This window comes from Pseudomonas oryzihabitans (assembly GCF_006384975.1).
Taxonomy (GTDB): domain Bacteria; phylum Pseudomonadota; class Gammaproteobacteria; order Pseudomonadales; family Pseudomonadaceae; genus Chryseomonas; species Chryseomonas psychrotolerans_B.
Genome location: NZ_CP021645.1, coordinates 5,303,957 through 5,323,476, shown reverse-complemented (window position 1 = coordinate 5,323,476; position 19,520 = coordinate 5,303,957). Strand labels below are relative to the sequence as shown.

At 63.7% G+C, this 19,520-nt stretch carries 26 protein-coding genes and 1 tRNA gene; 17 read left to right on the top strand and 10 right to left on the bottom strand.

The features are described from left to right. Window positions 1-169 precede the first annotated feature (169 nt). On the bottom strand, window positions 170-454 hold the full coding sequence (locus CCZ28_RS24030) for a DUF1654 domain-containing protein (protein ID WP_140221216.1): 285 nt from the start codon (window positions 452-454) through the stop codon (window positions 170-172). A gap of 259 nt (window positions 455-713) precedes the next feature. Here CCZ28_RS24030 and CCZ28_RS25255 point away from each other — a divergent pair, with 259 nt between their 5' ends. From CCZ28_RS25255 to CCZ28_RS23950, 17 genes are all read left to right on the top strand, one after another. Continuing rightward, on the top strand, window positions 714-2,228 hold the full coding sequence (locus tag CCZ28_RS25255) for a DUF7666 domain-containing protein (protein ID WP_437179184.1): 1,515 nt from the start codon (window positions 714-716) through the stop codon (window positions 2,226-2,228). Window positions 2,229-2,237: 9 nt separating this feature from the next. Continuing rightward, on the top strand, window positions 2,238-2,462 hold the full coding sequence (locus tag CCZ28_RS24020) for a LexA family protein (protein WP_140221214.1): 225 nt from the start codon (window positions 2,238-2,240) through the stop codon (window positions 2,460-2,462). Next, a complete protein-coding gene (locus tag CCZ28_RS24015) occupies window positions 2,459-2,671 on the top strand; it encodes a hypothetical protein (RefSeq protein WP_140221213.1) in 213 nt (70 codons plus the stop codon). Before CCZ28_RS24020 ends, CCZ28_RS24015 begins: the two co-directional genes overlap by 4 nt. A 9-nt stretch (window positions 2,672-2,680) precedes the next feature. Beyond that, window positions 2,681-3,055 (top strand): helix-turn-helix transcriptional regulator, encoded by a 375-nt coding sequence (locus CCZ28_RS24010; protein WP_140221212.1) that lies wholly within the window; start codon window positions 2,681-2,683, stop codon window positions 3,053-3,055. A 435-nt stretch (window positions 3,056-3,490) separates the two neighbouring features. After that, window positions 3,491-3,709, top strand: coding sequence for a hypothetical protein (locus tag CCZ28_RS24005; RefSeq protein WP_140221211.1), 219 nt, complete (start codon window positions 3,491-3,493; stop codon window positions 3,707-3,709). Beyond that, window positions 3,706-4,257, top strand: a complete 552-nt coding sequence (locus CCZ28_RS24000) for a 3'-5' exonuclease (protein WP_140221210.1) — start codon at window positions 3,706-3,708, stop codon at window positions 4,255-4,257. Before CCZ28_RS24005 ends, CCZ28_RS24000 begins: the two co-directional genes overlap by 4 nt. Further along, complete coding sequence (locus tag CCZ28_RS23995; RefSeq protein WP_140221209.1) at window positions 4,254-4,565, top strand: hypothetical protein; 312 nt, start codon at window positions 4,254-4,256, stop codon at window positions 4,563-4,565. The genes CCZ28_RS24000 and CCZ28_RS23995 overlap by 4 nt, the downstream gene beginning before the upstream one ends. After that, entirely contained in the window at window positions 4,519-5,013 is a 495-nt protein-coding gene (locus CCZ28_RS23990) for a hypothetical protein (RefSeq protein ID WP_140221208.1), read from the top strand. The genes CCZ28_RS23995 and CCZ28_RS23990 overlap by 47 nt, the downstream gene beginning before the upstream one ends. A 9-nt stretch (window positions 5,014-5,022) precedes the next feature. Further along, window positions 5,023-5,868 (top strand): phosphoadenosine phosphosulfate reductase domain-containing protein, encoded by an 846-nt coding sequence (locus tag CCZ28_RS23985; RefSeq protein WP_140221207.1) that lies wholly within the window; start codon window positions 5,023-5,025, stop codon window positions 5,866-5,868. A gap of 16 nt (window positions 5,869-5,884) precedes the next feature. Beyond that, on the top strand, window positions 5,885-7,396 hold the full coding sequence (locus CCZ28_RS23980; RefSeq protein WP_140221206.1) for a DNA cytosine methyltransferase: 1,512 nt from the start codon (window positions 5,885-5,887) through the stop codon (window positions 7,394-7,396). A gap of 44 nt (window positions 7,397-7,440) precedes the next feature. Next, on the top strand, window positions 7,441-8,658 hold the full coding sequence (locus CCZ28_RS23975) for a hypothetical protein (protein ID WP_140221205.1): 1,218 nt from the start codon (window positions 7,441-7,443) through the stop codon (window positions 8,656-8,658). A gap of 229 nt (window positions 8,659-8,887) precedes the next feature. Further along, window positions 8,888-9,061, top strand: coding sequence for a hypothetical protein (locus tag CCZ28_RS24530; RefSeq protein ID WP_167509276.1), 174 nt, complete (start codon window positions 8,888-8,890; stop codon window positions 9,059-9,061). Between the two features lie 60 nt (window positions 9,062-9,121). Further along, on the top strand, window positions 9,122-9,628 hold the full coding sequence (locus CCZ28_RS23970; RefSeq protein WP_140221204.1) for a hypothetical protein: 507 nt from the start codon (window positions 9,122-9,124) through the stop codon (window positions 9,626-9,628). Then, window positions 9,625-10,098: a hypothetical protein gene (locus CCZ28_RS23965; RefSeq protein ID WP_140221203.1), complete on the top strand. Its 474-nt coding sequence runs from the start codon at window positions 9,625-9,627 to the stop codon at window positions 10,096-10,098. Before CCZ28_RS23970 ends, CCZ28_RS23965 begins: the two co-directional genes overlap by 4 nt. Then, a complete protein-coding gene (locus CCZ28_RS23960) occupies window positions 10,095-10,403 on the top strand; it encodes a hypothetical protein (protein ID WP_140221202.1) in 309 nt (102 codons plus the stop codon). The genes CCZ28_RS23965 and CCZ28_RS23960 overlap by 4 nt, the downstream gene beginning before the upstream one ends. 185 nt (window positions 10,404-10,588) lie before the next feature. Next, complete coding sequence (locus tag CCZ28_RS23955) at window positions 10,589-10,801, top strand: hypothetical protein (RefSeq protein ID WP_140221201.1); 213 nt, start codon at window positions 10,589-10,591, stop codon at window positions 10,799-10,801. Further along, a complete protein-coding gene (locus CCZ28_RS23950) occupies window positions 10,801-11,910 on the top strand; it encodes a phage integrase Arm DNA-binding domain-containing protein (RefSeq protein WP_140221200.1) in 1,110 nt (369 codons plus the stop codon). Before CCZ28_RS23955 ends, CCZ28_RS23950 begins: the two co-directional genes overlap by 1 nt. 87 nt (window positions 11,911-11,997) lie before the next feature. Here the strand turns inward: CCZ28_RS23950 and CCZ28_RS23945 are convergent. From CCZ28_RS23945 to thrS, 9 genes are all read right to left on the bottom strand, one after another. Continuing rightward, a tRNA-Pro gene (locus CCZ28_RS23945) sits at window positions 11,998-12,074 on the bottom strand. 64 nt (window positions 12,075-12,138) lie between these two features. Further along, window positions 12,139-12,498: a MerR family transcriptional regulator gene (locus CCZ28_RS23940; RefSeq protein WP_058762407.1), complete on the bottom strand. Its 360-nt coding sequence runs from the start codon at window positions 12,496-12,498 to the stop codon at window positions 12,139-12,141. After that, complete coding sequence (ihfA, locus tag CCZ28_RS23935) at window positions 12,479-12,781, bottom strand: integration host factor subunit alpha (protein ID WP_007159196.1); 303 nt, start codon at window positions 12,779-12,781, stop codon at window positions 12,479-12,481. Before ihfA ends, CCZ28_RS23940 begins: the two co-directional genes overlap by 20 nt. 3 nt (window positions 12,782-12,784) lie before the next feature. Further along, window positions 12,785-15,163 (bottom strand): phenylalanine--tRNA ligase subunit beta, encoded by a 2,379-nt coding sequence (gene pheT, locus CCZ28_RS23930; RefSeq protein ID WP_140221199.1) that lies wholly within the window; start codon window positions 15,161-15,163, stop codon window positions 12,785-12,787. 18 nt (window positions 15,164-15,181) lie between these two features. Next, window positions 15,182-16,183 carry a phenylalanine--tRNA ligase subunit alpha gene (gene pheS / locus CCZ28_RS23925; RefSeq protein ID WP_058767129.1) on the bottom strand — a complete coding sequence of 334 codons (1,002 nt, stop codon included), beginning with the start codon at window positions 16,181-16,183 and terminating at the stop codon, window positions 15,182-15,184. A 96-nt stretch (window positions 16,184-16,279) separates the two neighbouring features. Further along, window positions 16,280-16,636 carry a 50S ribosomal protein L20 gene (gene rplT, locus CCZ28_RS23920; RefSeq protein ID WP_058762410.1) on the bottom strand — a complete coding sequence of 119 codons (357 nt, stop codon included), beginning with the start codon at window positions 16,634-16,636 and terminating at the stop codon, window positions 16,280-16,282. 30 nt (window positions 16,637-16,666) lie between these two features. Further along, window positions 16,667-16,861 (bottom strand): 50S ribosomal protein L35, encoded by a 195-nt coding sequence (gene rpmI, locus CCZ28_RS23915; RefSeq protein ID WP_058762411.1) that lies wholly within the window; start codon window positions 16,859-16,861, stop codon window positions 16,667-16,669. Window positions 16,862-16,922: 61 nt separating this feature from the next. Further along, a complete protein-coding gene (gene infC / locus CCZ28_RS23910; protein ID WP_140221198.1) occupies window positions 16,923-17,456 on the bottom strand; it encodes a translation initiation factor IF-3 in 534 nt (177 codons plus the stop codon). 20 nt (window positions 17,457-17,476) lie between these two features. Further along, complete coding sequence (gene thrS, locus CCZ28_RS23905; RefSeq protein ID WP_140221197.1) at window positions 17,477-19,399, bottom strand: threonine--tRNA ligase; 1,923 nt, start codon at window positions 19,397-19,399, stop codon at window positions 17,477-17,479. Window positions 19,400-19,520 lie beyond the last annotated feature (121 nt).

Here is a 19,520-nt window from a genome sequence, read left to right as displayed (position 1 = left end):
CGGTCCTTGTTCTCCTTCTAATACCGGAACAGCTCGGCCTTCCGGGCCTCAATGGCGCGGCGTTCGTCTGCTGATCGGTTGGCGAGATTGTGGGGCATGGGGCGTCTCCTGAGCTGATGCGGGCGCCATGATACTGCGCGGGGCGCCCAGGGCCTTTCCGTTCGGCAGGTCAGCCGTCGATCTGCTCCACACTCGTCTCGCCCTCGTCCGTCACTTCCCGCGACTCGGGCTCCCACCTGATCGTCACGTCGCCATCGTCTTCGAAGGTCACGCCCAGCTCGGGAGACTCCGCCAGCGATTCCAACACCAGCTCCCAGACCTCGTCCGGATCGGTATCAAGCTGATGCACCCGCACCCGCCGCTCGAGCTGAGCCTTGGGTGACGTGATCATGTTTGAGATGCGGATGGATAGGCGCTCTTGAGCTGAAATCGACTGTTTGGCGGACTTAGACATGGTGTGACCTCCCTCGCAATTATACTGTACAAATAAACAGTATCCCAAGCGAAGCGGTCTTTCAACGGGTTCGCCCATAAAAAAATATGGGAACACCCATTGACTAGTTTTACGGGTATTCCTATATTTCACCCATCGGCAGCGACAACTGCCAGGCAGCCCACGGGCAGCCCCGGGTAGCGATCAGGAGACCCAGGGCTTAAAGCCAACCTCCTGAGATGGGACGCCTCCCCCAAGGTGTGCAGCGTAAAGCACCGAAATGGAGAGCCACCGGCATACCAGCGCGGGTGGCTGTTGGGATCTCAGATCCCCCGAACAAGTAGTCGCCCAGCCGGCGGTGGCGCGTAACACCGGCATAGCAGTTTTCCTCGCTGGCCTTGGAGACAGGGCCAGATGGGAAGACAACCGACAAGGAACGAACCAAATGACCCGCAAGAAAAAATCTACCGAAGAAAACGTCGTGGCCTACAAGGGCTTCGACAAAGACTGGAAATGCCGTGGATACCAATACGAAGTTGGAAAGACATTCGAGCACGCTGGCGATGTAGAGGCTTGCGCCGCTGGCTTTCACGCTTGCGAGTATCCGCTTGACGTCTTCAGTTATTACGCTCCGTCCGAAAGTCGATTCGCCCTTGTAACCGCAGGTGGTCAACTTAGCCGGCATGAGTCGGACAGCAAGATCGCAAGCGGCAGAATCACTATCGAAGCTGAGATCAGCATTCCTACGATGGTCATGCGGGCCGTTGAATGGATTAATTCTCGGCTAGACAAGACGCTTGAGCAGGCGAACACCGGGAACTGGTCGGCCGCGACGAACACCGGGCACCGGTCCGCCGCGACGAACACCGGGGACCGGTCCGCCGCGACGAACACCGGGCACCGGTCCGCCGCGACGAACACCGGGGACTGGTCCGCCGCGACGAACACCGGGCACCGGTCCGCCGCGACGAACACCGGGGACCGGTCCGCCGCGACGAACACCGGGGACCGGTCCGCCGCGACGAACACCGGGCACCGGTCCGCCGCGACGAACACCGGGGACCGGTCCGCCGCGACGAACACCGGGGACCGGTCCGCCGCGACGAACACCGGGGACCGGTCCGCCGCGACGAACACCGGGGACCAGTCGACCGCGACGAACACCGGGGACCGGTCCGCCGCGACGAACACCGGGGACCGGTCCGCCGCGACGAACACCGGGTACCAGTCGACCGCGACGAACACCGGGGACCGGTCCGCCGCGACGAACACCGGGAACTGGTCGGCCGCGACGAACACCGGGGACCAGTCGACCGCGACGAACACCGGGGACCGGTCCGCCGCGACGAACACCGGGAACTGGTCGGCCGCGACGAACACCGGGGACCGGTCCGCCGCGACGAACACCGGGGACCGGTCCGCCGCGACGAACACCGGGAACTGGTCGGCCGCGACGAACACCGGGCACCGGTCCGCCGCGACGAACACCGGGGACCAGTCGACCGCGACGAACACCGGGCACCGGTCCGCCGCGACGAACACCGGGCACCGGTCCGCCGCGACGAACACCGGGTACCAGTCGGCGGCCGAGGTGTCAGGCCGCGAGTCTGTAGCGGCTGTATTCGGCGCAGAGGGAAGAGCTCGTGCCTCGGCGGGCGGCGCGATTGTTCTCTGCTACCGCGATGACGAAGGCGCCCTGATCAACATTAGAGCAAGCAAAGTCGGCGAGAACGGCATCCTGCCTGACGTCTGGTACTCGCTGAACGCTGAAGGTGAGTTCATTGAAGCCGAATAGGAGGCCGCCATGGCCGACGAGCTGACGCCGCGACAGCGGCAGGTGCTGGAGGCGGTCGCGGCCTTCATTCGCCAGAACGAATACCCGCCTACCCGTGCTGAACTGGCCAAGGCCATGGGTATGTCATCGCACAACGGCGCCCAGGAGCACCTGGCGGCGCTGGAGAAGAAAGGATTCCTGAAGCTGCTGCCGGGTATCTCCCGCGGCATTCGCCTAGTGAGGGCCACCCCATGACCCCCTACTCCGTTTGGCTTCGCGAAACGATGGAAGCCTGTCCCGACCCGTTTATCCGCACCACCGTGATGCTGCCGCACGCCCAGGACATGGCCGCCATGTACCGCCGCGAGATGCAGCAAGCGGAAAGTCCCGGCCTTCGGCTCTACTTCCAGCGAACGCTGGCCGGCTTCGAAGACCTCATCCAGCAGTACGCCAACCCGGCGTAAGGAAAACTCATGATCGTTATCGGCGAATGGAAGGGCCGGCTGGGTATGGGCCTGGCTCCACGGGAGCTGGAATGCGTGATTGGCCTGGCATCGGGCCGAACCCAAAAAGAGCTGGCGCGGGACATGAAGATCAGCATCGGCGGAGTGCGCAAGCGCCAGGCCAGCGCCATGTACAAGTTGGGCGTCAACCGAGCTACCCAGCTCGTGGCCGAGGCCATGAAGCGGCAGCTGATCAGCCCACTATGCGTGGCCCTGGCCGCCCTGGTGCTGGCCCATGCCGCACTCGATGAAGACCCCATGCGCCGCGACCGCCGAGCGCCTGAGCGCCGGACCGCCCAAGTTCGGATGACGCGCCGCGCCGAACAACCAGAAATTACCGTTTGATCTAGCCCCGACCTGGCGGGCCGCCGCGCGCGGATATCCAGGAGCGCCAGCCGGCGGAGCGCACATCACCGGCAGCCTGGCATTGGTAACCAGCTTCTACCTCCGCCGAGGGCCTGGCCGTATTCCCCACGTCACGGGGACTGTATCGGAAAGGGGTGAGACGCCCGGGCTGACGGGCAACGGAGAGCCGCAGAGAGCGTGGTGCCTGCTGCGGCGAGGACCACAAAGCCGGAGATCAGCACCGGCCACCCCTTTCCGATGCAGAAGACCGGACGTCGCGCCAGCTGGCAAGCGCCAACAGGAGCTGGCACTGCATCACCGCCGGCCCAGGGGAAACCCTGCCGCCGGCACCCTTTTCGCCAGGTCGCACCATCACCGCTTCCCCAGCGGCGCGGCCTGGCCCTTTTCTCCCCCTTCCCCATCGAGGCCTTCGCCATGAGCGCACAGGTTCTGCTTCACCCTGCCGTTGTGGATTGCGCGCAGGTATCCACTGTTCAGCTCGAAACCGGCCGCCGGATTGTCCACAGCGGCCACCGTCGCGAGTTGGTGCACTGCCGCAGCCTTACCAAGCATGGTGACGCCCTGGCGAAGTGGCAGGCAGCCCACGGTCTGGCCGACAAGCTCGTCGCGGCTGATCGGGAGCTGACGGCATGAGCCGGCTGGACGTCGTGATCGACCTCGAGACCATGAGCACCCTGCCCAATGCTGCCATCGTGAGCATCGGCGCGGTGGCGGTGCGGGATCGAGTACCAGTGGGCGAGTTCTACGTCCGTGTGCAGCTGGAGACGGCGCTGGACGTCGGCTGCGCTGTCGACGGCGACACCATGGAATGGTGGATGCGCCAGGATGTGGACGCGCGCCAGGAGGTCGACGGCTCACAGGAGGCCGGCAGCCTGTACCAGGCGCTGACAGACCTTGAGGCCTGGCTGCAGCAGACCGCCGCCGGCGACCGGTTCTTGGTCTGGGGCAAAGGCCCGAGCTTCGAGTGCACCATCCTGACCAGCGCCTATCGAGCCTTCAGGCGGGACGCGCCCTGGTTCTTCCGCAACGAGCGCTGCATGCGCACGCTGCTGGACCTCTACTGGGAAGCCGCTGACCTGCCCTTCGAGGGGATCCGGCACCACGCGCTGCACGACGCCCGGCACGAGGCGGCCCAGCTGATCATGGCGCTGACCCTGCACGAGTCGAGGCCAGCAACATGATGACCCATCACACCAGTGCCCTGGCGCGGAAGGTCGATGACCGGGAGGAGTTGGCGGAGCACGTGCGGAAGCATCTGACCGCCGGCGGCCGTGTCGCAATCCTGCCCTATCTGGCGCGCAGCCAGCCGCGTATGCCCAAGGACTACCAGAGCGAGGCGCCCCGGGTGCGGGGTATCGCTGCAGAGTCCCGGGCGAAGAAACGAGCCGCCGACAAGCACGCCACCACGTTCTCCGACCTACTCCGGTCCCTGGAGCGCCCCCATGAAGAAGCGCAAGCCGAACAACACGCAAGCACGCCTGGCCCGTAACTGCCGCGCCCTGTTGGCGAACAGCCAGGTGGCGGTGATGAACATCGACCGCCCGGCCCATCCCGATCTGGTGGATCAGCGCCTCATCAGCCTGCGCGATGGCAAGCCGATTGCCCTGAGCCAGGTGCGGATGGTCGCCGATGCCTTTTGCGACTTCGCCTACCCCTGGACGGTTTACTTCGCGGTCATGTGCCGCGACCAGCAAGGCGCCCAGTACATCAAGGCCGAAGAGATCGCACTGAGCAGCATCTACCGCGCCAATCAGCTGACCGACGTGCTCGAGCATTTCTGCCGCGAGCTACGCGACGGCTGCAACACCCGGCACTTGGTCAGCAGCGGCTGGATAGCCAACACCAGCGGCATCGGCCTTGACGAAGCGCGGGCCTACGAGCTGTTCGAGAAGTTCGGCGCCTGGGCCCACATAGAGCAGAGCCGCGGCGCGGCGTAAGGATGATCCATGAACCCCTACCACGTCGACGGCCGAACGGCCCTGAGCTTTTCCGGCGGACGCACCAGCGCCTACATGGCGCGCCAAGTGCAGTTGGCGAACCCAGGAAAGGAGATCACCTACCTATTCGCCAATACCGGCAAGGAGCGCGAGGAAACTCTGCGTTTCGTTCAGCGCTGCGACCAAGAGTGGGGCCTGGGGGTGATTTGGGTAGAGTTTCGAGACTCTGACGCCGGATATGCCTTGGTCGACTTCGCTACCGCCAGCCGCCAGGGAGAGCCTTTCGAGGCGGCGATCCGCAAGCGACGCTACCTGCCGAACCCGGTGACACGCTACTGCACAGTCGAGCTGAAGATCCGCGCGATGCACCGGTACCTGAAGTCTATCGGCTGGGCGGATGGCGATGGCGAGTGGGATCAGATGGTAGGCATCCGCGCCGATGAGCATCGGCGGGTGGCTAAGATCCGAAAGCGCGGCACCAGCACCGAGACGCCACGGGAGCAAATGCGGCTGCCGCTGGCAGACGCAGGAGTGACCCTGGCCGACATTGATAGCTTCTGGGCAGAGCAGCCGTTCCGCCTCGAGCTGCCAACCGTCAACGGCAAGACTCTCCTGGGTAACTGCGACCTGTGCTTCCTGAAGGGCAGGCAGCAGACCTACAGCATCATCCAGTCTGATCTCCGCAGCGCGGACTGGTGGGCCCGGCTGGAAACGCTAGTCGAGTCCGGTGGCCGTGCGGTCACCTTCCGCAAAGACCGTCCCAGCTACGCCGAGATGCAGGCCTACGCCCGCCAGCAGCAGGTGCTGTTCGCCGAAGAGGTGGACGAAGCCATTGGTTGCTTCTGTGGCGATTGAACAATCAGGAGCACCCATGACCGTCAGCTATGGATCAGTCTGTAGCGGCATCGAGGCTGCTACGGTCGCCTGGCACCCGCTGGGTATGCGTGCCGCCTGGTACGCCGAGATCGAAGCCTTTCCCAGCGCCGTCTTGGCGCACCGGTATCCAGAGACCGCGAACCTAGGCGACATGACCCGTCTCGCCGCCCTGGTGCTGGCCGGCAAGATCGAGGCGCCTGACGTCTTGGTCGGCGGCACGCCCTGCCAGGCCTTCAGCGTGGCGGGCATGCGCGAAGGCCTGGCCGATCCGCGCGGCGCCCTCACCATCAAATACGTGGAGCTCGCAGATGCAATTGACCATGTTCGAGTCCAGCGCGGACTGCCAGAGAGCATCGACGTCTGGGAAAACGTCCCAGGAGTGCTCAGCGACAAGGGCAACGCGTTCGGCTGCTTCCTCGGGGCCCTGGTGGGCGAATCCGAAGAACTCCAGCCGCCAGGGAAGAGATGGGCGGACGCTGGTTGTGTGTATGGACCCCGGCGAGCAGTCGCGTGGCGGATTCTGGATGCCCAATATTTCGGCCTGGCCCAACGACGCCGCCGTGTGTTCGTTGTGGCGAGTGCTCGAAGCGACTTCGATCCCGCATCGGTACTTTTTGAGCGCGAAGGCCTGCGCCGGGATCATCCGCCGAGCCGAGGCGAGACGCCGAACGTTGCCGGGACCCTTACTGGCGGCGCTCGCAAGCACGGCGGGTACAGCACCGACGACCTGCCCTGCGTAGCGGCTCCTCTGACCACGAACCAGTATGGCGACCACGAATCTCGAGAATCCCTGCTGGTGTTCGGCGGCGGCGCCAACTGCCAAGCTACGGACGTGAGCACGGCACTCAGCGCTCACCCGGGTGGCACCCGCATGGATGCCGAGACCGAGACGTTCGTGGTGCATGGCACCCAGGATCCCGACGTCACCCAGGGCCTGGCCCATGCCCTGGGCAGGAACCAGGGACAGGAGAACGCTGTGCTGGCTTTCAGCTGCAAGGACCATGGTGCGGACGTTGGCCACATCGCGCCCACGCTGCGGGCCATGGGGCACGGTGAAAGCCACGCCAACGCCGGCGGCCAAGTTGCAGTCGCGTATCCATTGCTGGAAGTAGGAAAGCGGACCGGTGCGAGCACCAATGACCCTCGGGCAGGTATAGGAATCGGAAACCCAGCCGATCCGATGTTCACCCTCCAAGCTGGTGCGCAGCATGGGGTCTGCGTGACCGGCGACATCGCCCATACCCTGAAGGCCGAAGGCTTTGACGCCAGCGAGGACGGCACCGGGCGCGGACAGCCCATGGTGCCCGCCGAAAGCGGTGTTCGACGCCTCACTCCTCGCGAGTGCGAGCGGCTGCAGGGCTTCCCCGATGACCACACGCTGATCCCCTGGCGCGGTCGCCCGGCTTCCGAATGCCCAGACGGCCCTCGCTACAAGGCGATCGGCAACAGCAAGGCCGTCCCGGTCGTGCGCTGGATCGGCCGCCGGCTGCTCGCCGCCCTGCCCTAACCCCTCCCCTCACGCCATCTGGCGTGCCGACAGAGTATTGACCCATGAACTTGAAACAGAGCTGCAAGGCGCTGATCTGCGCCATTGAGGGCGAGCTGGACGGCCGTCACTGCACGGAAGAACAGGCTGCGGCCATCCTGGATCACGCGCTGCCGAGCCTGACTGAGGCCCTGGCGCGAATGGAGGCAGAGCTGGCGGAAGCGCTTGGCGAGATCCGGATCTACCAGCAGAAATTCCGCTACATCGCAGAGGGTGGAGCGTTCTACCTGAGCACGGCAGCGGAATGTGTAAGGCTGACCAGCAGCTTCCTGGCAATGCACGCTAATACCGCCCAGGCCGAGCAGCAGGAAGCCAGGCCGCAGGATTGGATGCCGTCATGGTGGGACGAGATGTCCGCAGCGTTCAAAGCCAGACGGGACGCCCAGGGCGCGCAGGCCGGCGAGTTCAAGCGCGAGGACCGCTACATCGTCATCAAGCGGAAGGACCTGGATCAACTCCCCCCAGTGGTGCGTGTGCCGTTCATCCAGGCTATGTCCCAACTAGGACCAGAGCTGCCGCGTCGCGATTATCTGGTCATCGAAAGCGACTGGCCGGAGTACGAGCCGACCTGGGCCGCTATCGAAGCCCGCATGACTGGCAAGGGCGCGCAGGCCGGGGATGATCGGGCGGCGTTTGAAAAGTTCATGCACTCCCAGGGGTGCTCGACTGAGAAGACCGATTGCAGCGACCCTATTTATTTCAAGCGAGATGTCCAGGGCTGCTGGCTAACCTGGCAGGCCCGCGCCGCCCTCGCCACCCAGCCCGCCGCTGGTGAGCCGATAGGGTGGCTGCGACTTGAGCCCGACGACAACGAGACCGCTAGCTATCACTTCTATTCGCATGCGGTGGAAGGATCGTCCGCAGTTTGTTTTGTCACCGCCACACCTGCCGCCGCGCATGGGGATAGCTTCAGAACCTGGCTGGCTGCCGAAATGCCAGCCGGAACGGTAATCGGTGACCCGGCTTGGTGGGCTGAGCGCATCCTCAAACGGATCGGCCCAGCCGCGCATGGGGATGAGGCGGTGCAGTACCGGCTGCTGCGTGTCGGCGAGATCATCCAGGCAACGGACGAGCTGCTGCGGGACGACTGCACCACCTGGACGCCGATGAGCGAGGGTCGCCAACTCGGTATCGGCTGGGGGTGGCATGCTGGACTGATGCCGGTGCGCCGCATCGACGCCGCCATGCGCGCCCAGGGCGACGACAAGAAGGAGGTGCGATGATGTGCAGACGCCCATGCAAGCAATGCCCCTTCCGCAAAGACTCGCCGCTGGCATACGACGAGTTCGCCGATGAATGCCTAGCTGGCGGCTTGGAGCCGAGCTGCCATGCGGTCGTCGGCACCGATCACGTCTTCGACGAAGGCCCTGGCGCAACTGAGCAAAGCCGGTGCATCGGCCATGACCGATGGCGCGCCGGTGAGGACGGATTTGATCGCCCGCGGGTGGCGCCATGAGTGGCAAGCCAATTCACAAAAGTACCGTGATCAAAATGCTGCTGGCCGGCGCAGCGCCTCGCGAGATCATGCAGGTAACCGGCTGCTCCGAGTACACCGTCTTGAACTATCGCCGCCAGCTGAACCTGCCTCCCTTCAGCAAGGGCGGCAGGCCACGCAAGTCCGCCTGATCCCCTAACCCCTCCACCCATTGAACCTGCGCCCTGGCGCGGGATTAGAGAGTCATGCCCATGAATCTTCGAATACTGAAGAAGCTGTCGAAGCGCGCCGCACCGCACCTGGCCGCCCTCGGTGACAGCCGCAAGCAGTTCCGGGCCGATGCCGAGGAAAGCTACACCAACACTCTCGGATTCGAGCGCAAGCACTGGCGGCGATCGACCATCCCACACTTCTCTGGCTGGAAGGGCGACATCGAGTACCGCAACCGCAGGGGCGATGCGATCGTGCATCTGAGTGAGAGCTACATCCACCCATGGGCCGGCACCGTGATGGTCGGCGCCATGGAGGGCTACTACGAGCCTGAGTGGCACGAATGCACCGCCTGGGACTCGCTCAAGGACCTGGTGCGCGATCACTACATGGACGTGGATTTGGACCAGATGACCGAGGGTGATGAAGGCTACCTGGAGTGCCCATGGATCTGCCTGCGCCACCTGCCCACGACCCGCGACGTGCTGGCTGCCCTGCCTGACGTGCTCGCTGACCTTCGCCGCTCTGCTCAAGGAGCCCAGCCATGACCATCCTCGTACAGCAGCTGCGCGATGCGGCCCGTGAAATCGCAAACTGGAGCGGGTCGCTGACCGATACGTGGGTGAGCTCTCAGGCCAGTTACATGTGGATCGTCGGGTGTATAGACGAAGATGACCAAAAATACCCAGTCGTCCGCATCGAGGCCGACGCCTATGGACACCAGGGTGAATCGGAAAAGCTGGCTGAGTTCTTCCGCCTGGGGTACGACGAGCTTGAGCGCGCCTACGCGGATTGGCGCCAGGAGGCCGACCACGCTCGGGAGCAGTGGCTGCTGGTGCGCGTCATGGCCAACGCCGGGGACCCGATGGAGGTCCTATCGCGCCTACGCGAGGCCAACAAGCGGTCCCGACGGCTGGCCGTGGAGTTGGATCGCGAGCGGGAGAACCGGCGTAACCGCGAGCGGCTCCTGGGCGAGCAGGCCCCCTTCGCCCGTCAATTAGCGGGAGCAATGCAATGAGCGATTCGAGAGAGCAGTTTGAGGCGTGGTACCTAGCCACTTTCTGGCAAGGCCGTGAGCCAGACCTGGACATGCTGGCCAGAGACCAGAACGACGGGTACGTATTTCGAACCATTCAGGAGCGCTGGGATACATGGCAGGCATCGCGCCAGGCGCTGGTGGTCGAGCTGCCGGCGAAGATCAGCCATCTCCCGCATTGCCAGGTAGGCAACGGGTTCGTCCTGCCGGAAGCCGAGCAGTACGACGAAGCCATAGACGACTGCCGCGCAGCCATCGAAGCCGCCGGCGTGAGGGTGAAGCCATGACCCGCACACCGCCCGCAATCGGCTCACCTGATGAGCCGCACCAGCCGAAGGGATCGATGTGCGCTGCCTGCCAGCACGCGGCGCGCGACTGCTCCGCCCTGCCCTTCGGGCAAATGCCAGTCATCCAGCGATATCCGGACGGCGTAGCAGCGGTCCGGTGCAACGAGTTCAAGAGGAAGTGACCCATGAAGCGAGAGCTGATCAAGGTGAGCGAGTTCCAGCGCCGGGTCTGGGGCGAGAACGGCACCCCTATGTGCTCCCAGGCTATCCGCCAGCAGCTCCGGAACGACAAGCTGCCAGGCGAGCAGATTGGCAAGCTCTGGTACGTCGACTGGGCCGCCTACCAGCAGCGCACCGGTGACGATCTGGTGGATGCAGTCCTACGAGGAGCCGCGTGATGGCAGCCAGGCCGAGGAAGATCAAGAACCGGGGCCTGCCGCCCAACCTCTACGAGAACAACGGCGGGGTGAGCTTCAAGTACCGCCGGCCGGACACAGGGACGTGGCATGGGATGGGGAACGATAGGCAGCGGGCTATCCAGGCGGCGAAGCAGCTGAACAGCCGCCTGATGGCGGGCTCCGACCTGGTAGCCGGAGTGCTGGGAGAGACGGTGAACATGCACCAGTTCTTGGTCACCTACGTGACGAACATCCTGCCGGGACGTGAGCTGGCCAAGGCCACGCTGGAGCTCTACACCATCCGCATCCGGCAGATCGACACGGCGATGGGCGCCAAGCCCCTGGACCAGATCACCATCAAGATGATCGCCGACTTCCTGGACCCGATGACGCCGCGGGCGGCCAACCAGGCGCGCGCCATCCTGGTCGACGTCTTCAAGCACGCCGCGGCCAAGGGCCTCGTGCCGGACAACCCGGCCGAGAACACCATATCGCGCATCGAGAAGAAGGCGCGCCGGCGGCACACCATCGAAGGGCTGAAGGCGATCCGGGCGAATTCGCCGCGCTGGCTGCAGAACGCTATCGACCTGGCCCTGATCACCGCCCAGCGCCGCAGCGATATTCTCGGGATGAAGTTCGACGACGTGCGGGATGGCTTCCTATACGTGGTCCAGCAGAAGACCTCGAAGGCCTCGGACGCCGCCTGGATCCGCTTCCAGGTGACGCCGCAGCTGCAGGCCGTGCTGACCAGGTGCCGGGACGAGGTGCTATCGCCCTACCTGATCCACCGTAAGCCGGAGCGGCTGAAGCAGAAGCAGGCCCAGAGGAAGGACCACTGGACGGCGATCGAGGAGCGGTTCCTGACCCGGGCATTCAAGGACGCGAGGGATGCGGCGGGCTGCTACAAGGGGTGGGGCGAGGAGGAAATGCCGGGCTTCCACGAGGTGCGGGCGCTGTCGCTGCATTTGTACCAGCGTGCCGGTCGGGAGGCTCAGCAGATCGCCGGGCACGCCAGCGCGGACATGACTAAGAACTACCAGCGCGACCACGACGAGGTGGTCTGGGTGGACGCCGTGCCGGACCTGGATATCAGCGATATCGCTAGCTGATTTTGATTGGATTTTGATTCTGTTTTGATTGAAGCCTGGAAACGAAAAAGGCCCAAGCCACTAAGTGCTTGAGCCTTCTCGTTAATTTGGTCGGGACGGAGTGATTCGAACACTCGACCCCTTGCACCCCATGCAAGTGCGCTACCAGGCTGCGCTACGCCCCGACTGTGTTCCCCTAGGGAACGGCGTGCATCTTACTGCAACGCTTTGATTAATGGAAGCTTTTTTTCACTTCTTCAGTACGACAAGGACTTCTTCGAGTTCGCTGATCATCTGGCGGATGAGCTGGTGGTATTGCGAACCCTCGTCGCGGGTCTCGTCGCCCTGGGTGAGACGCTGCCGCGCCCCGCCGATGGTGAAGCCTTCGTTGTACAACAGTGCGCGGATCTGGCGGATCATCAGCACGTCGTGGCGCTGGTAGTAGCGCCGATTACCGCGGCGCTTCACCGGGTTCAACTGGGGAAATTCCTGTTCCCAGTAGCGCAGCACGTGCGGCTTGACCAGGCAAAGGTCGCTCACCTCACCGATGGTGAAGTAGCGCTTGCCCGGTATGGGCGGCAGCTCGTCGTTATGACTTGGTTCCAGCATAGGCCTCGACCCTGGCTTTGAGTTTTTGCCCGGGGCGGAAGGTCACCACACGGCGCGCCGTGATGGGTATCTCCTCCCCCGTCTTGGGATTGCGTCCGGGGCGCTGGCGCTTGTCGCGCAGGTCGAAGTTGCCGAAACCGGACAACTTGACCTGCTCGTTGCTTTCGAGCGCATGACGAATTTCTTCGAAGAACAGTTCGACCAATTCCTTGGCTTCACGTTTGTTCAGACCGAGCTCTTCAAACAGACGTTCGGCCATCTCAGCTTTCGTCAGGGCCCCCATGCGCTATTTCCTTAACGTGGCGTTGAACCTTCTTTCCAGAGAAACGAGGATTTTCTGCGTCGTTTCGTTGACTTCTTCATCGGTTAATGTGCGCGATGGATGTTGCAAGGTCAAGCCGATAGCGACGCTTTTTCTATGTGGATCAATGCCTTTGCCTTGGTAGACGTCGAACAGGCGCAGCTCCTTGAGGCCTTCTCCGGCGTTTTCGCGGATGTCGGCCAAGAGGTCTCCGGCGGCGACGGTTTCGTCCACCACCAGCGCCAAGTCACGCCGCACTTCCGGGAAGCGCGACAGCTCGCCAAAGCGCGGCAGGCTGCCGGTGGTCAGGGCATCCAGCACCAACTCGAAGAGGAACACCGGACGGTCCACGTCCAACTCACGCGCCACTTCCGGATGCAGAGCGCCCAGGTAGCCGACCGGCTGCCCTGCCCTTTCGATCAGCGCGGTCTGCCCCGGGTGCAGCGCCGGATGCTCGCCTGCCACGAAGCGGAAGTCAGTGCCCGCACCCGACTGGGCCAGCAACGCCTCGACATCGGCCTTGACGTCGAAGAAGTCCACCGCTTCACGGCCGGAGGACCAGCTTTCCGGCAGACGGGAACCACAGACGGCACCGGCCAGAACGTTTTCCTGGACCAGGTTATCCAGTTGACCGACGAATCTCAGCCCCGACTCGAACAGCCGGACGCGGTCCTGCTGACGGTTGAGGTTGTACTGCACGGCCTTGACCAGACCCGGCCACAGCGAAGAGCGCATCGCGGCCATGTCGGTGGAGATGGGGTTGGCCAGCATCACCGGCTGGGCCTCGGGGGCGAACAGACGGAAGGTCTTTTCGTCGATGAAGCTGTAGGTGATGGCTTCCTGGTAACCGCGGGCCACCAGCAGGCGACGCAGCTGGCTCAGCTCGCCCTTGCTCTCGGGCAGGGGCTGCGGCGCCAGGCGAGCCTGGGGGAAGCGGATCGGCAGCTGGTTGTAGCCATAGAGGCGGGCCAGCTCTTCGATCAGGTCCACTTCGATGCTGATGTCGAAACGGTGGCTGGGCACGCCCACCTGCCAGCGACCGGCTTCCAGGCGGGCCACGGCCAGACCCAGGCCACTGAGCAGACGCTCGACCTGGGCGTCGTCCAGGGTCAGCCCCAGGACGCGCTCGATGCGCTCGGCGCGCAGCAGGATGGGCTCGACCTGCGGCAGGTGCTCGGCACTGACCGCCTCGATGACCGGACCCGGTTCGCCGCCGACGATGTCCAGCAGCAGGCGAGTAGCGCGCTCCATGGCCTTGCGCGCCAGCTCGAAGTCCACGCCCCGCTCGAAACGGTGGGAGGAATCGGTGTGCAAACCATAGGAACGGGCCTTGCCGGCCACGGCAATGGTGTCAAAGAAGGCGCTTTCCAGGAAGAGATCACGGGTACCGGCGGCGACGCCACTGTGCTCGCCGCCCATGACGCCGGCGATGGCCAGGGCACGTTCGTGGTCAGCGATCACCAGGGTGTCGTTACGCAGTTTGATGTCCTGGCCGTCCAGCAGCACCAGGCGCTCGCCGGCATCGGCCAGGCGTACCCGGATGCCGCCCTTGATCTGGTCCAGATCGAAGGCATGCATGGGCTGACCCAGTTCGAGCATCACATAGTTGGTGACGTCGACGGCGGCGTCGATGCTGCGCACGCCGCTACGGCGCAGGCGCTCGACCATCCAGTCCGGGGTCGGACGGGACAGGTCGACATTCTTGACCACGCGCCCCAGGTAGCGGGGGCAAGCCTCGGGAGTCAGCACCTCGACCGAGCGGGTCTCCTGGTGCACAGGGGCCACCGGCTCGACCTGCAGCGGCTCGACCGCGGTGTCGTAGAGGGCACCGACTTCCCGCGCCAGACCGGCGATGGACAGGCAGTCGCCGCGGTTCGGGGTGAGGTCAACGTCGATGATGGCGTCGTCCAGCCGCAGGTAGCTGCGGATGTTCTCACCCACCGGCGCACCGGCGGGCAGTTCCAGTAGACCGCTGTTGTCGTCGCTGATCTGCAGTTCGCTGGCCGAGCAGAGCATGCCGTGGGATTCCACGCCGCGCAGCTTGGCCTTCTTGATGGTGAAGTCACCGGGCAGGGTGGCGCCGACGGTGGCGAAGGGCACCTTCAGGCCCGCCCGCACATTGGGCGCACCACAGACCACCTGGAAGGATTCCTGGCCGTTGCTGACCTGGCAGACGTTGAGCTTGTCGGCATCGGGATGGCGCTCGACGGAGACCACCTCGCCGACGATGACGCCCTGGAAGCTGCCAGCCGCCGCTTCGACGCCGTCCACTTCCAGGCCGGCCATGGACAGCCGGGCAACCAGATCCTCGTGCGTAGCCGCAGGGTTCACCCAGCTACGCAGCCATTGTTCACTGAATTTCATAGGACTCCCGTCTGGCGGCTAGCGGAATTGCGCCAGGAAGCGCAGATCGTTGTCGAAGAAGAGGCGCAGGTCGTTGACCCCGTAGCGCAGCATGGCCAGGCGCTCGGCCCCCATGCCGAAGGCGAAGCCCTGGTACTTCTCCGGATCGATGCCGGCCATGCGCAGGACATTGGGGTGGACCATGCCGCAGCCCAGCACCTCGAGCCAGCGCGAAGCCGGTTCGCCGTCGCGGCTAGGACGACGGATGTCCACCTCGGCCGACGGCTCGGTGAAGGGGAAGTAGGACGGACGGAAGCGCACTTCCAGCTCTTCCTCGAAGAATTCGCGCAGGAAGCTCACCAGGGTGCTCTTGAGATCGGCGAAGCTGACTTCCTCGTCGATCACCAGGCCTTCGACCTGGTGGAACATGGGCGAATGGGTCTGGTCGCTGTCGCAACGATAGACGCGCCCTGGGCAGATGATGCGGATCGGCGGCTGCTGGCTCTCCATGGTGCGGATCTGCACCGGCGAGGTGTGGGTGCGCAGCAGCATGTTGGCATTGAAGTAGAAGGTATCGTGCATCGCCCGTGCCGGGTGGTGGCCGGGGATGTTGAGCGCCTCGAAGTTATGGTAGTCGTCTTCGATCTCGGGACCGGTGGCGACGCCATAGCCGATGTTGGCGAACAGGCGCTCGATGCGCTCCAGGGTGCGGGTGACCGGGTGCAGGCCACCGGAGGCCTGGCCCCGCCCGGGCAGGGTCACGTCGATGCGTTCCGCGGCGAGGCGAGCGGCCAATGCGGCCTGCTCCAGCGTCGCCTTGCGGCTGTTGATTGCGTCCTGGACACGTTCCTTGGCGGCGTTGATCAGGGCACCCGCTTGAGGGCGCTCCTCCGCCGTGAGGTGGCCCAGGGTCTTCATGATCTGGGTCAGTTCACCCTTCTTGCCCAGGTAATTGACCCGGAGCTGTTCCAGGGCATTGGTGTCTTCGGTGAGCCGCACGGCCTCCAGGGCTTGGGAGACCAGCGCATCCAGGTTTTCCATCTAGGGACTCCAGATACAAAATAGGGGAAGAGCTATGAGGCTCTTCCCCTATCGATGACGTTGCTTCGCGCCAGAGGCGCGAGATTGCCGGGGGGCTTAAGCCAGCGAAGCTTTAGCTTTCTCGACAATCGCAGCAAACGCCGCTTTTTCGTTCACGGCCAGATCGGCCAGTACCTTACGGTCGATCTCGATGGCCGCTTTTTTCAGGCCGGCGATCAGACGGCTGTAGGACAGACCGTTGATACGAGCACCAGCGTTGATACGAGCGATCCACAGAGCGCGGAACTGACGCTTGCGCTGACGACGGTCACGGTAGGCATATTGGCCAGCCTTGATCACCGCCTGCTTGGCGACGCGGAAGACGCGCGAACGGGCACCGTAGTAGCCTTTGGCGAGCTTCAGGATTTTCTTGTGACGGCGACGAGCGATGACGCCACGCTTAACACGAGCCATGAGTAACTTCCTCTAGATTCTTGACCAGGATTAACGAAGGCGCAGCATGCGCTCGACCTTTTGGACGTCGGATGCATGCATCAGCGACGTACCGCGCAGCTGACGCTTACGCTTGGTGGTCATCTTGGTCAGAATGTGGCTCTTGAAAGCGTGCTTGTGCTTGATGCCGCCAGCAGTCTTCATGAAGCGCTTCGCAGCGCCGCTTTTGGTTTTCATCTTTGGCATGTTCGGATACTCCGCATTGAGTGATTACGCATAACCGCAAGGCCTGCCAGTGCCCTGGTGGTTACTTTTTCTTCTTGGGGGCGATGACCATGATGAGTTGGCGTCCTTCCATCTTAGGATGCTGCTCAACGGCGCCATGTTCGGCAAGGTCGGCTTCGACCCGCTTCAACAGCTCCATGCCCAGCTCCTGGTGGGCCATCTCCCGGCCGCGGAATCTCAACGAGATCTTGGCCTTGTCCCCCTCGGTTAGGAAACGTACCAGGTTGCGTAGTTTTACCTGGTAATCCCCTTCTTCCGTCCCTGGACGAAACTTGATTTCTTTGACCTGAGCCTGCTTCTGGTTCTTCTTCGCCGCCGCGACTTGCTTCTTCTTCTCGAAGACGTGCTTGCCGTAGTCCATGATCCGGCAGACCGGGGGTACGGCGTCGGCGGTGATTTCCACCAGATCCAGCTTGGCGTCTTCGGCAGCCTGCAAGGCCTCCTGGATGGAGACGATGCCTACTTGCTGACCATCGGCGCCAATAAGGCGAACTTCCCGGGCGGTGATATTTTCGTTGATCGGTGCCCGAGGTGCGGCTCGCTTGTCTTGTCTCATGTCACGCTGCTTGATAGTGATTACTCCGATTCTTGCCGGCCACGCCGGGAAACCGCTTGCGTGAGCAGCTCGCGGAAACGCTCGACGGGCATGGAGCCCAGATCAACGCCTTCACGGGTACGCACGGCAACGGATCGTGTCTCAACCTCCCGGTCTCCAATAACCAGGAGATAGGGAACCTTGAGCAAAGTATGCTCGCGGATTTTAAAGCCGATCTTCTCGTTTCTCAAGTCGACCTTGGCGCGGAAGCCCTCGGCGTTCAATTCGCCGACGACCTGCTGCGCGAAATCGGCCTGTTTGTCGGTGATGTTGAGCACCACCGCCTGGGTCGGCGCGAGCCAGGCCGGGAACAAGCCGGCGTAATGCTCGATGAGCATGCCGATGAAGCGCTCGAAGGAGCCAAGGATGGCACGGTGCAGCATCACCGGACGCTGGCGATTGTTGTCTTCCGAAACGTAGCTGGCGTCGAGGCGCTCGGGCAGGTTCGCGTCGTACTGCAGGGTACCACACTGCCAGTTACGCCCCAGGCAGTCCTTGAGGGTGAATTCGATCTTCGGTCCGTAGAAGGCACCCTCACCCGGCTGGTATTCCCAAGGCAGACCCGAGGCATCCAGGGCATCAGCCATAGCCTTCTCGGCGCGATCCCATAGCTCTTCGGAACCAACCCGCTTGGCCGGCCGGGTAGAAAGCTTCATGGCGACGTCGGTGAAGCCGAAGTCGGCATAGACCTGCAGGGTCAGCTTGATGAAGTCAGCCGCTTCCTTCTCCACCTGCTCCTCGGTGCAGAAGATGTGGGCATCGTCCTGGGTGAAGCCGCGCACGCGCATGATGCCGTGCAGGGCACCGGACGGCTCGTTGCGATGGCAGGCACCGAACTCGGCGAGACGCAGTGGCAGGTCGCGGTAGGACTTCAGTCCCTGATTGAACACCTGCACGTGACAGGGGCAGTTCATCGGCTTGACCGCGAAGTCGCGGTTTTCTGAGGACGTGGTGAACATGTTCTCGGCATAGTTGGACCAGTGGCCGGAACGCTCCCAGAGGATGCGATCCACCACCTGGGGCGTCTTCACTTCCTGGTAGCCATGGTCGCGCTGGACCTTGCGCATGTACTGCTCGAGCACCTGGTAGACGGTCCAGCCATTGGGATGCCAGAACACCATGCCGGGCGCTTCTTCCTGCAGGTGGAAGAGATCGAGTTGCTTGCCGATGCGACGGTGGTCGCGCTTCTCGGCTTCCTCGATGCGCTGGATGTAGGCGGCCAACTGCTTCTTGTCGGCCCAGGCGGTGCCATAGATGCGCTGCAACTGCTCGTTCTTGGAGTCGCCACGCCAGTAGGCACCGGACAGCTTGGTCAGCTTGAAGGCCTTGAGGAAGCGCGTGTTGGGCACGTGCGGGCCCCGGCACATGTCGACGTACTCCTCGTGGTAATACAGGCCCATGGCCTGCTCCTCGGGCATATCGTCGATCAGGCGCAGCTTGTAGTCCTCACCCCGGGACTTGAACACCTCAATGACCTCGGCGCGCGGCGTCATCTTCTTGATGACGTCGTAGTCCTTGTCGATCAGCTCGCGCATCCGCGTCTCGATGGCCGAGAGGTCGTCGAGGGTGAAAGGACGCTCGAAGGAGATGTCGTAGTAGAAGCCTTCGTCGATCACCGGACCGATGACCATCTTGGCGGTCGGGAACAGCTGCTTGACCGCATGGCCGACCAGGTGGGCGCAGGAGTGGCGGATGATCTCCAGGCCGTCCTCGTCCTTGGCGGTGATGATCTGCAGGTTGGCGTCCTGCTCGATGAGATCGCTGGCATCACGCAGTTGGCCGTCGACACGACCGGCAATGGTGGCCTTGGCGAGACCGGCACCAATGGACTGGGCGACTTCGGCTACGGTGACGGGCTTGTCGAATGGACGTTGGCTACCGTCGGGGAGAGTAATGACAGGCATGGCGCCTCCTCAACTCAGTGGTGACCCATACCAAGGGCCACATGGTGGGATTGGCCAGTAAGCAGCCGCACCGCTGGAAATCCCGCCGCACAGTGGCAGGGCCGCAAGGCATTCCGGGCGA

Coding starts and splice junctions, on each gene's coding strand:
- CCZ28_RS23955 (WP_140221201.1), top strand. CDS start 10,589: ATGAAGCGAGAGCTGATCAAGGTGAGCGAGTTCCAGCGCCGGGTCTGG.
- ihfA (WP_007159196.1), bottom strand. CDS start 12,781: ATGGGGGCCCTGACGAAAGCTGAGATGGCCGAACGTCTGTTTGAAGAG.
- CCZ28_RS23995 (WP_140221209.1), top strand. CDS start 4,254: ATGATGACCCATCACACCAGTGCCCTGGCGCGGAAGGTCGATGACCGG.
- CCZ28_RS23990 (WP_140221208.1), top strand. CDS start 4,519: ATGAAGAAGCGCAAGCCGAACAACACGCAAGCACGCCTGGCCCGTAAC.
- CCZ28_RS23980 (WP_140221206.1), top strand. CDS start 5,885: ATGACCGTCAGCTATGGATCAGTCTGTAGCGGCATCGAGGCTGCTACG.
- CCZ28_RS23960 (WP_140221202.1), top strand. CDS start 10,095: ATGAGCGATTCGAGAGAGCAGTTTGAGGCGTGGTACCTAGCCACTTTC.
- CCZ28_RS24000 (WP_140221210.1), top strand. CDS start 3,706: ATGAGCCGGCTGGACGTCGTGATCGACCTCGAGACCATGAGCACCCTG.
- CCZ28_RS24530 (WP_167509276.1), top strand. CDS start 8,888: ATGAGTGGCAAGCCAATTCACAAAAGTACCGTGATCAAAATGCTGCTG.
- CCZ28_RS23965 (WP_140221203.1), top strand. CDS start 9,625: ATGACCATCCTCGTACAGCAGCTGCGCGATGCGGCCCGTGAAATCGCA.
- CCZ28_RS23970 (WP_140221204.1), top strand. CDS start 9,122: ATGAATCTTCGAATACTGAAGAAGCTGTCGAAGCGCGCCGCACCGCAC.
- CCZ28_RS24020 (WP_140221214.1), top strand. CDS start 2,238: ATGGCCGACGAGCTGACGCCGCGACAGCGGCAGGTGCTGGAGGCGGTC.
- pheT (WP_140221199.1), bottom strand. CDS start 15,163: ATGAAATTCAGTGAACAATGGCTGCGTAGCTGGGTGAACCCTGCGGCT.
- CCZ28_RS23975 (WP_140221205.1), top strand. CDS start 7,441: ATGAACTTGAAACAGAGCTGCAAGGCGCTGATCTGCGCCATTGAGGGC.
- CCZ28_RS24005 (WP_140221211.1), top strand. CDS start 3,491: ATGAGCGCACAGGTTCTGCTTCACCCTGCCGTTGTGGATTGCGCGCAG.
- CCZ28_RS23940 (WP_058762407.1), bottom strand. CDS start 12,498: ATGCTGGAACCAAGTCATAACGACGAGCTGCCGCCCATACCGGGCAAG.
- CCZ28_RS23985 (WP_140221207.1), top strand. CDS start 5,023: ATGAACCCCTACCACGTCGACGGCCGAACGGCCCTGAGCTTTTCCGGC.
- infC (WP_140221198.1), bottom strand. CDS start 17,456: ATGAGACAAGACAAGCGAGCCGCACCTCGGGCACCGATCAACGAAAAT.
- rplT (WP_058762410.1), bottom strand. CDS start 16,636: ATGGCTCGTGTTAAGCGTGGCGTCATCGCTCGTCGCCGTCACAAGAAA.
- CCZ28_RS24030 (WP_140221216.1), bottom strand. CDS start 454: ATGTCTAAGTCCGCCAAACAGTCGATTTCAGCTCAAGAGCGCCTATCC.
- CCZ28_RS23950 (WP_140221200.1), top strand. CDS start 10,801: ATGGCAGCCAGGCCGAGGAAGATCAAGAACCGGGGCCTGCCGCCCAAC.
- pheS (WP_058767129.1), bottom strand. CDS start 16,183: ATGGAAAACCTGGATGCGCTGGTCTCCCAAGCCCTGGAGGCCGTGCGG.
- rpmI (WP_058762411.1), bottom strand. CDS start 16,861: ATGCCAAAGATGAAAACCAAAAGCGGCGCTGCGAAGCGCTTCATGAAG.
- CCZ28_RS25255 (WP_437179184.1), top strand. CDS start 714: ATGGAGAGCCACCGGCATACCAGCGCGGGTGGCTGTTGGGATCTCAGA.
- CCZ28_RS24010 (WP_140221212.1), top strand. CDS start 2,681: ATGATCGTTATCGGCGAATGGAAGGGCCGGCTGGGTATGGGCCTGGCT.
- thrS (WP_140221197.1), bottom strand. CDS start 19,399: ATGCCTGTCATTACTCTCCCCGACGGTAGCCAACGTCCATTCGACAAG.
- CCZ28_RS24015 (WP_140221213.1), top strand. CDS start 2,459: ATGACCCCCTACTCCGTTTGGCTTCGCGAAACGATGGAAGCCTGTCCC.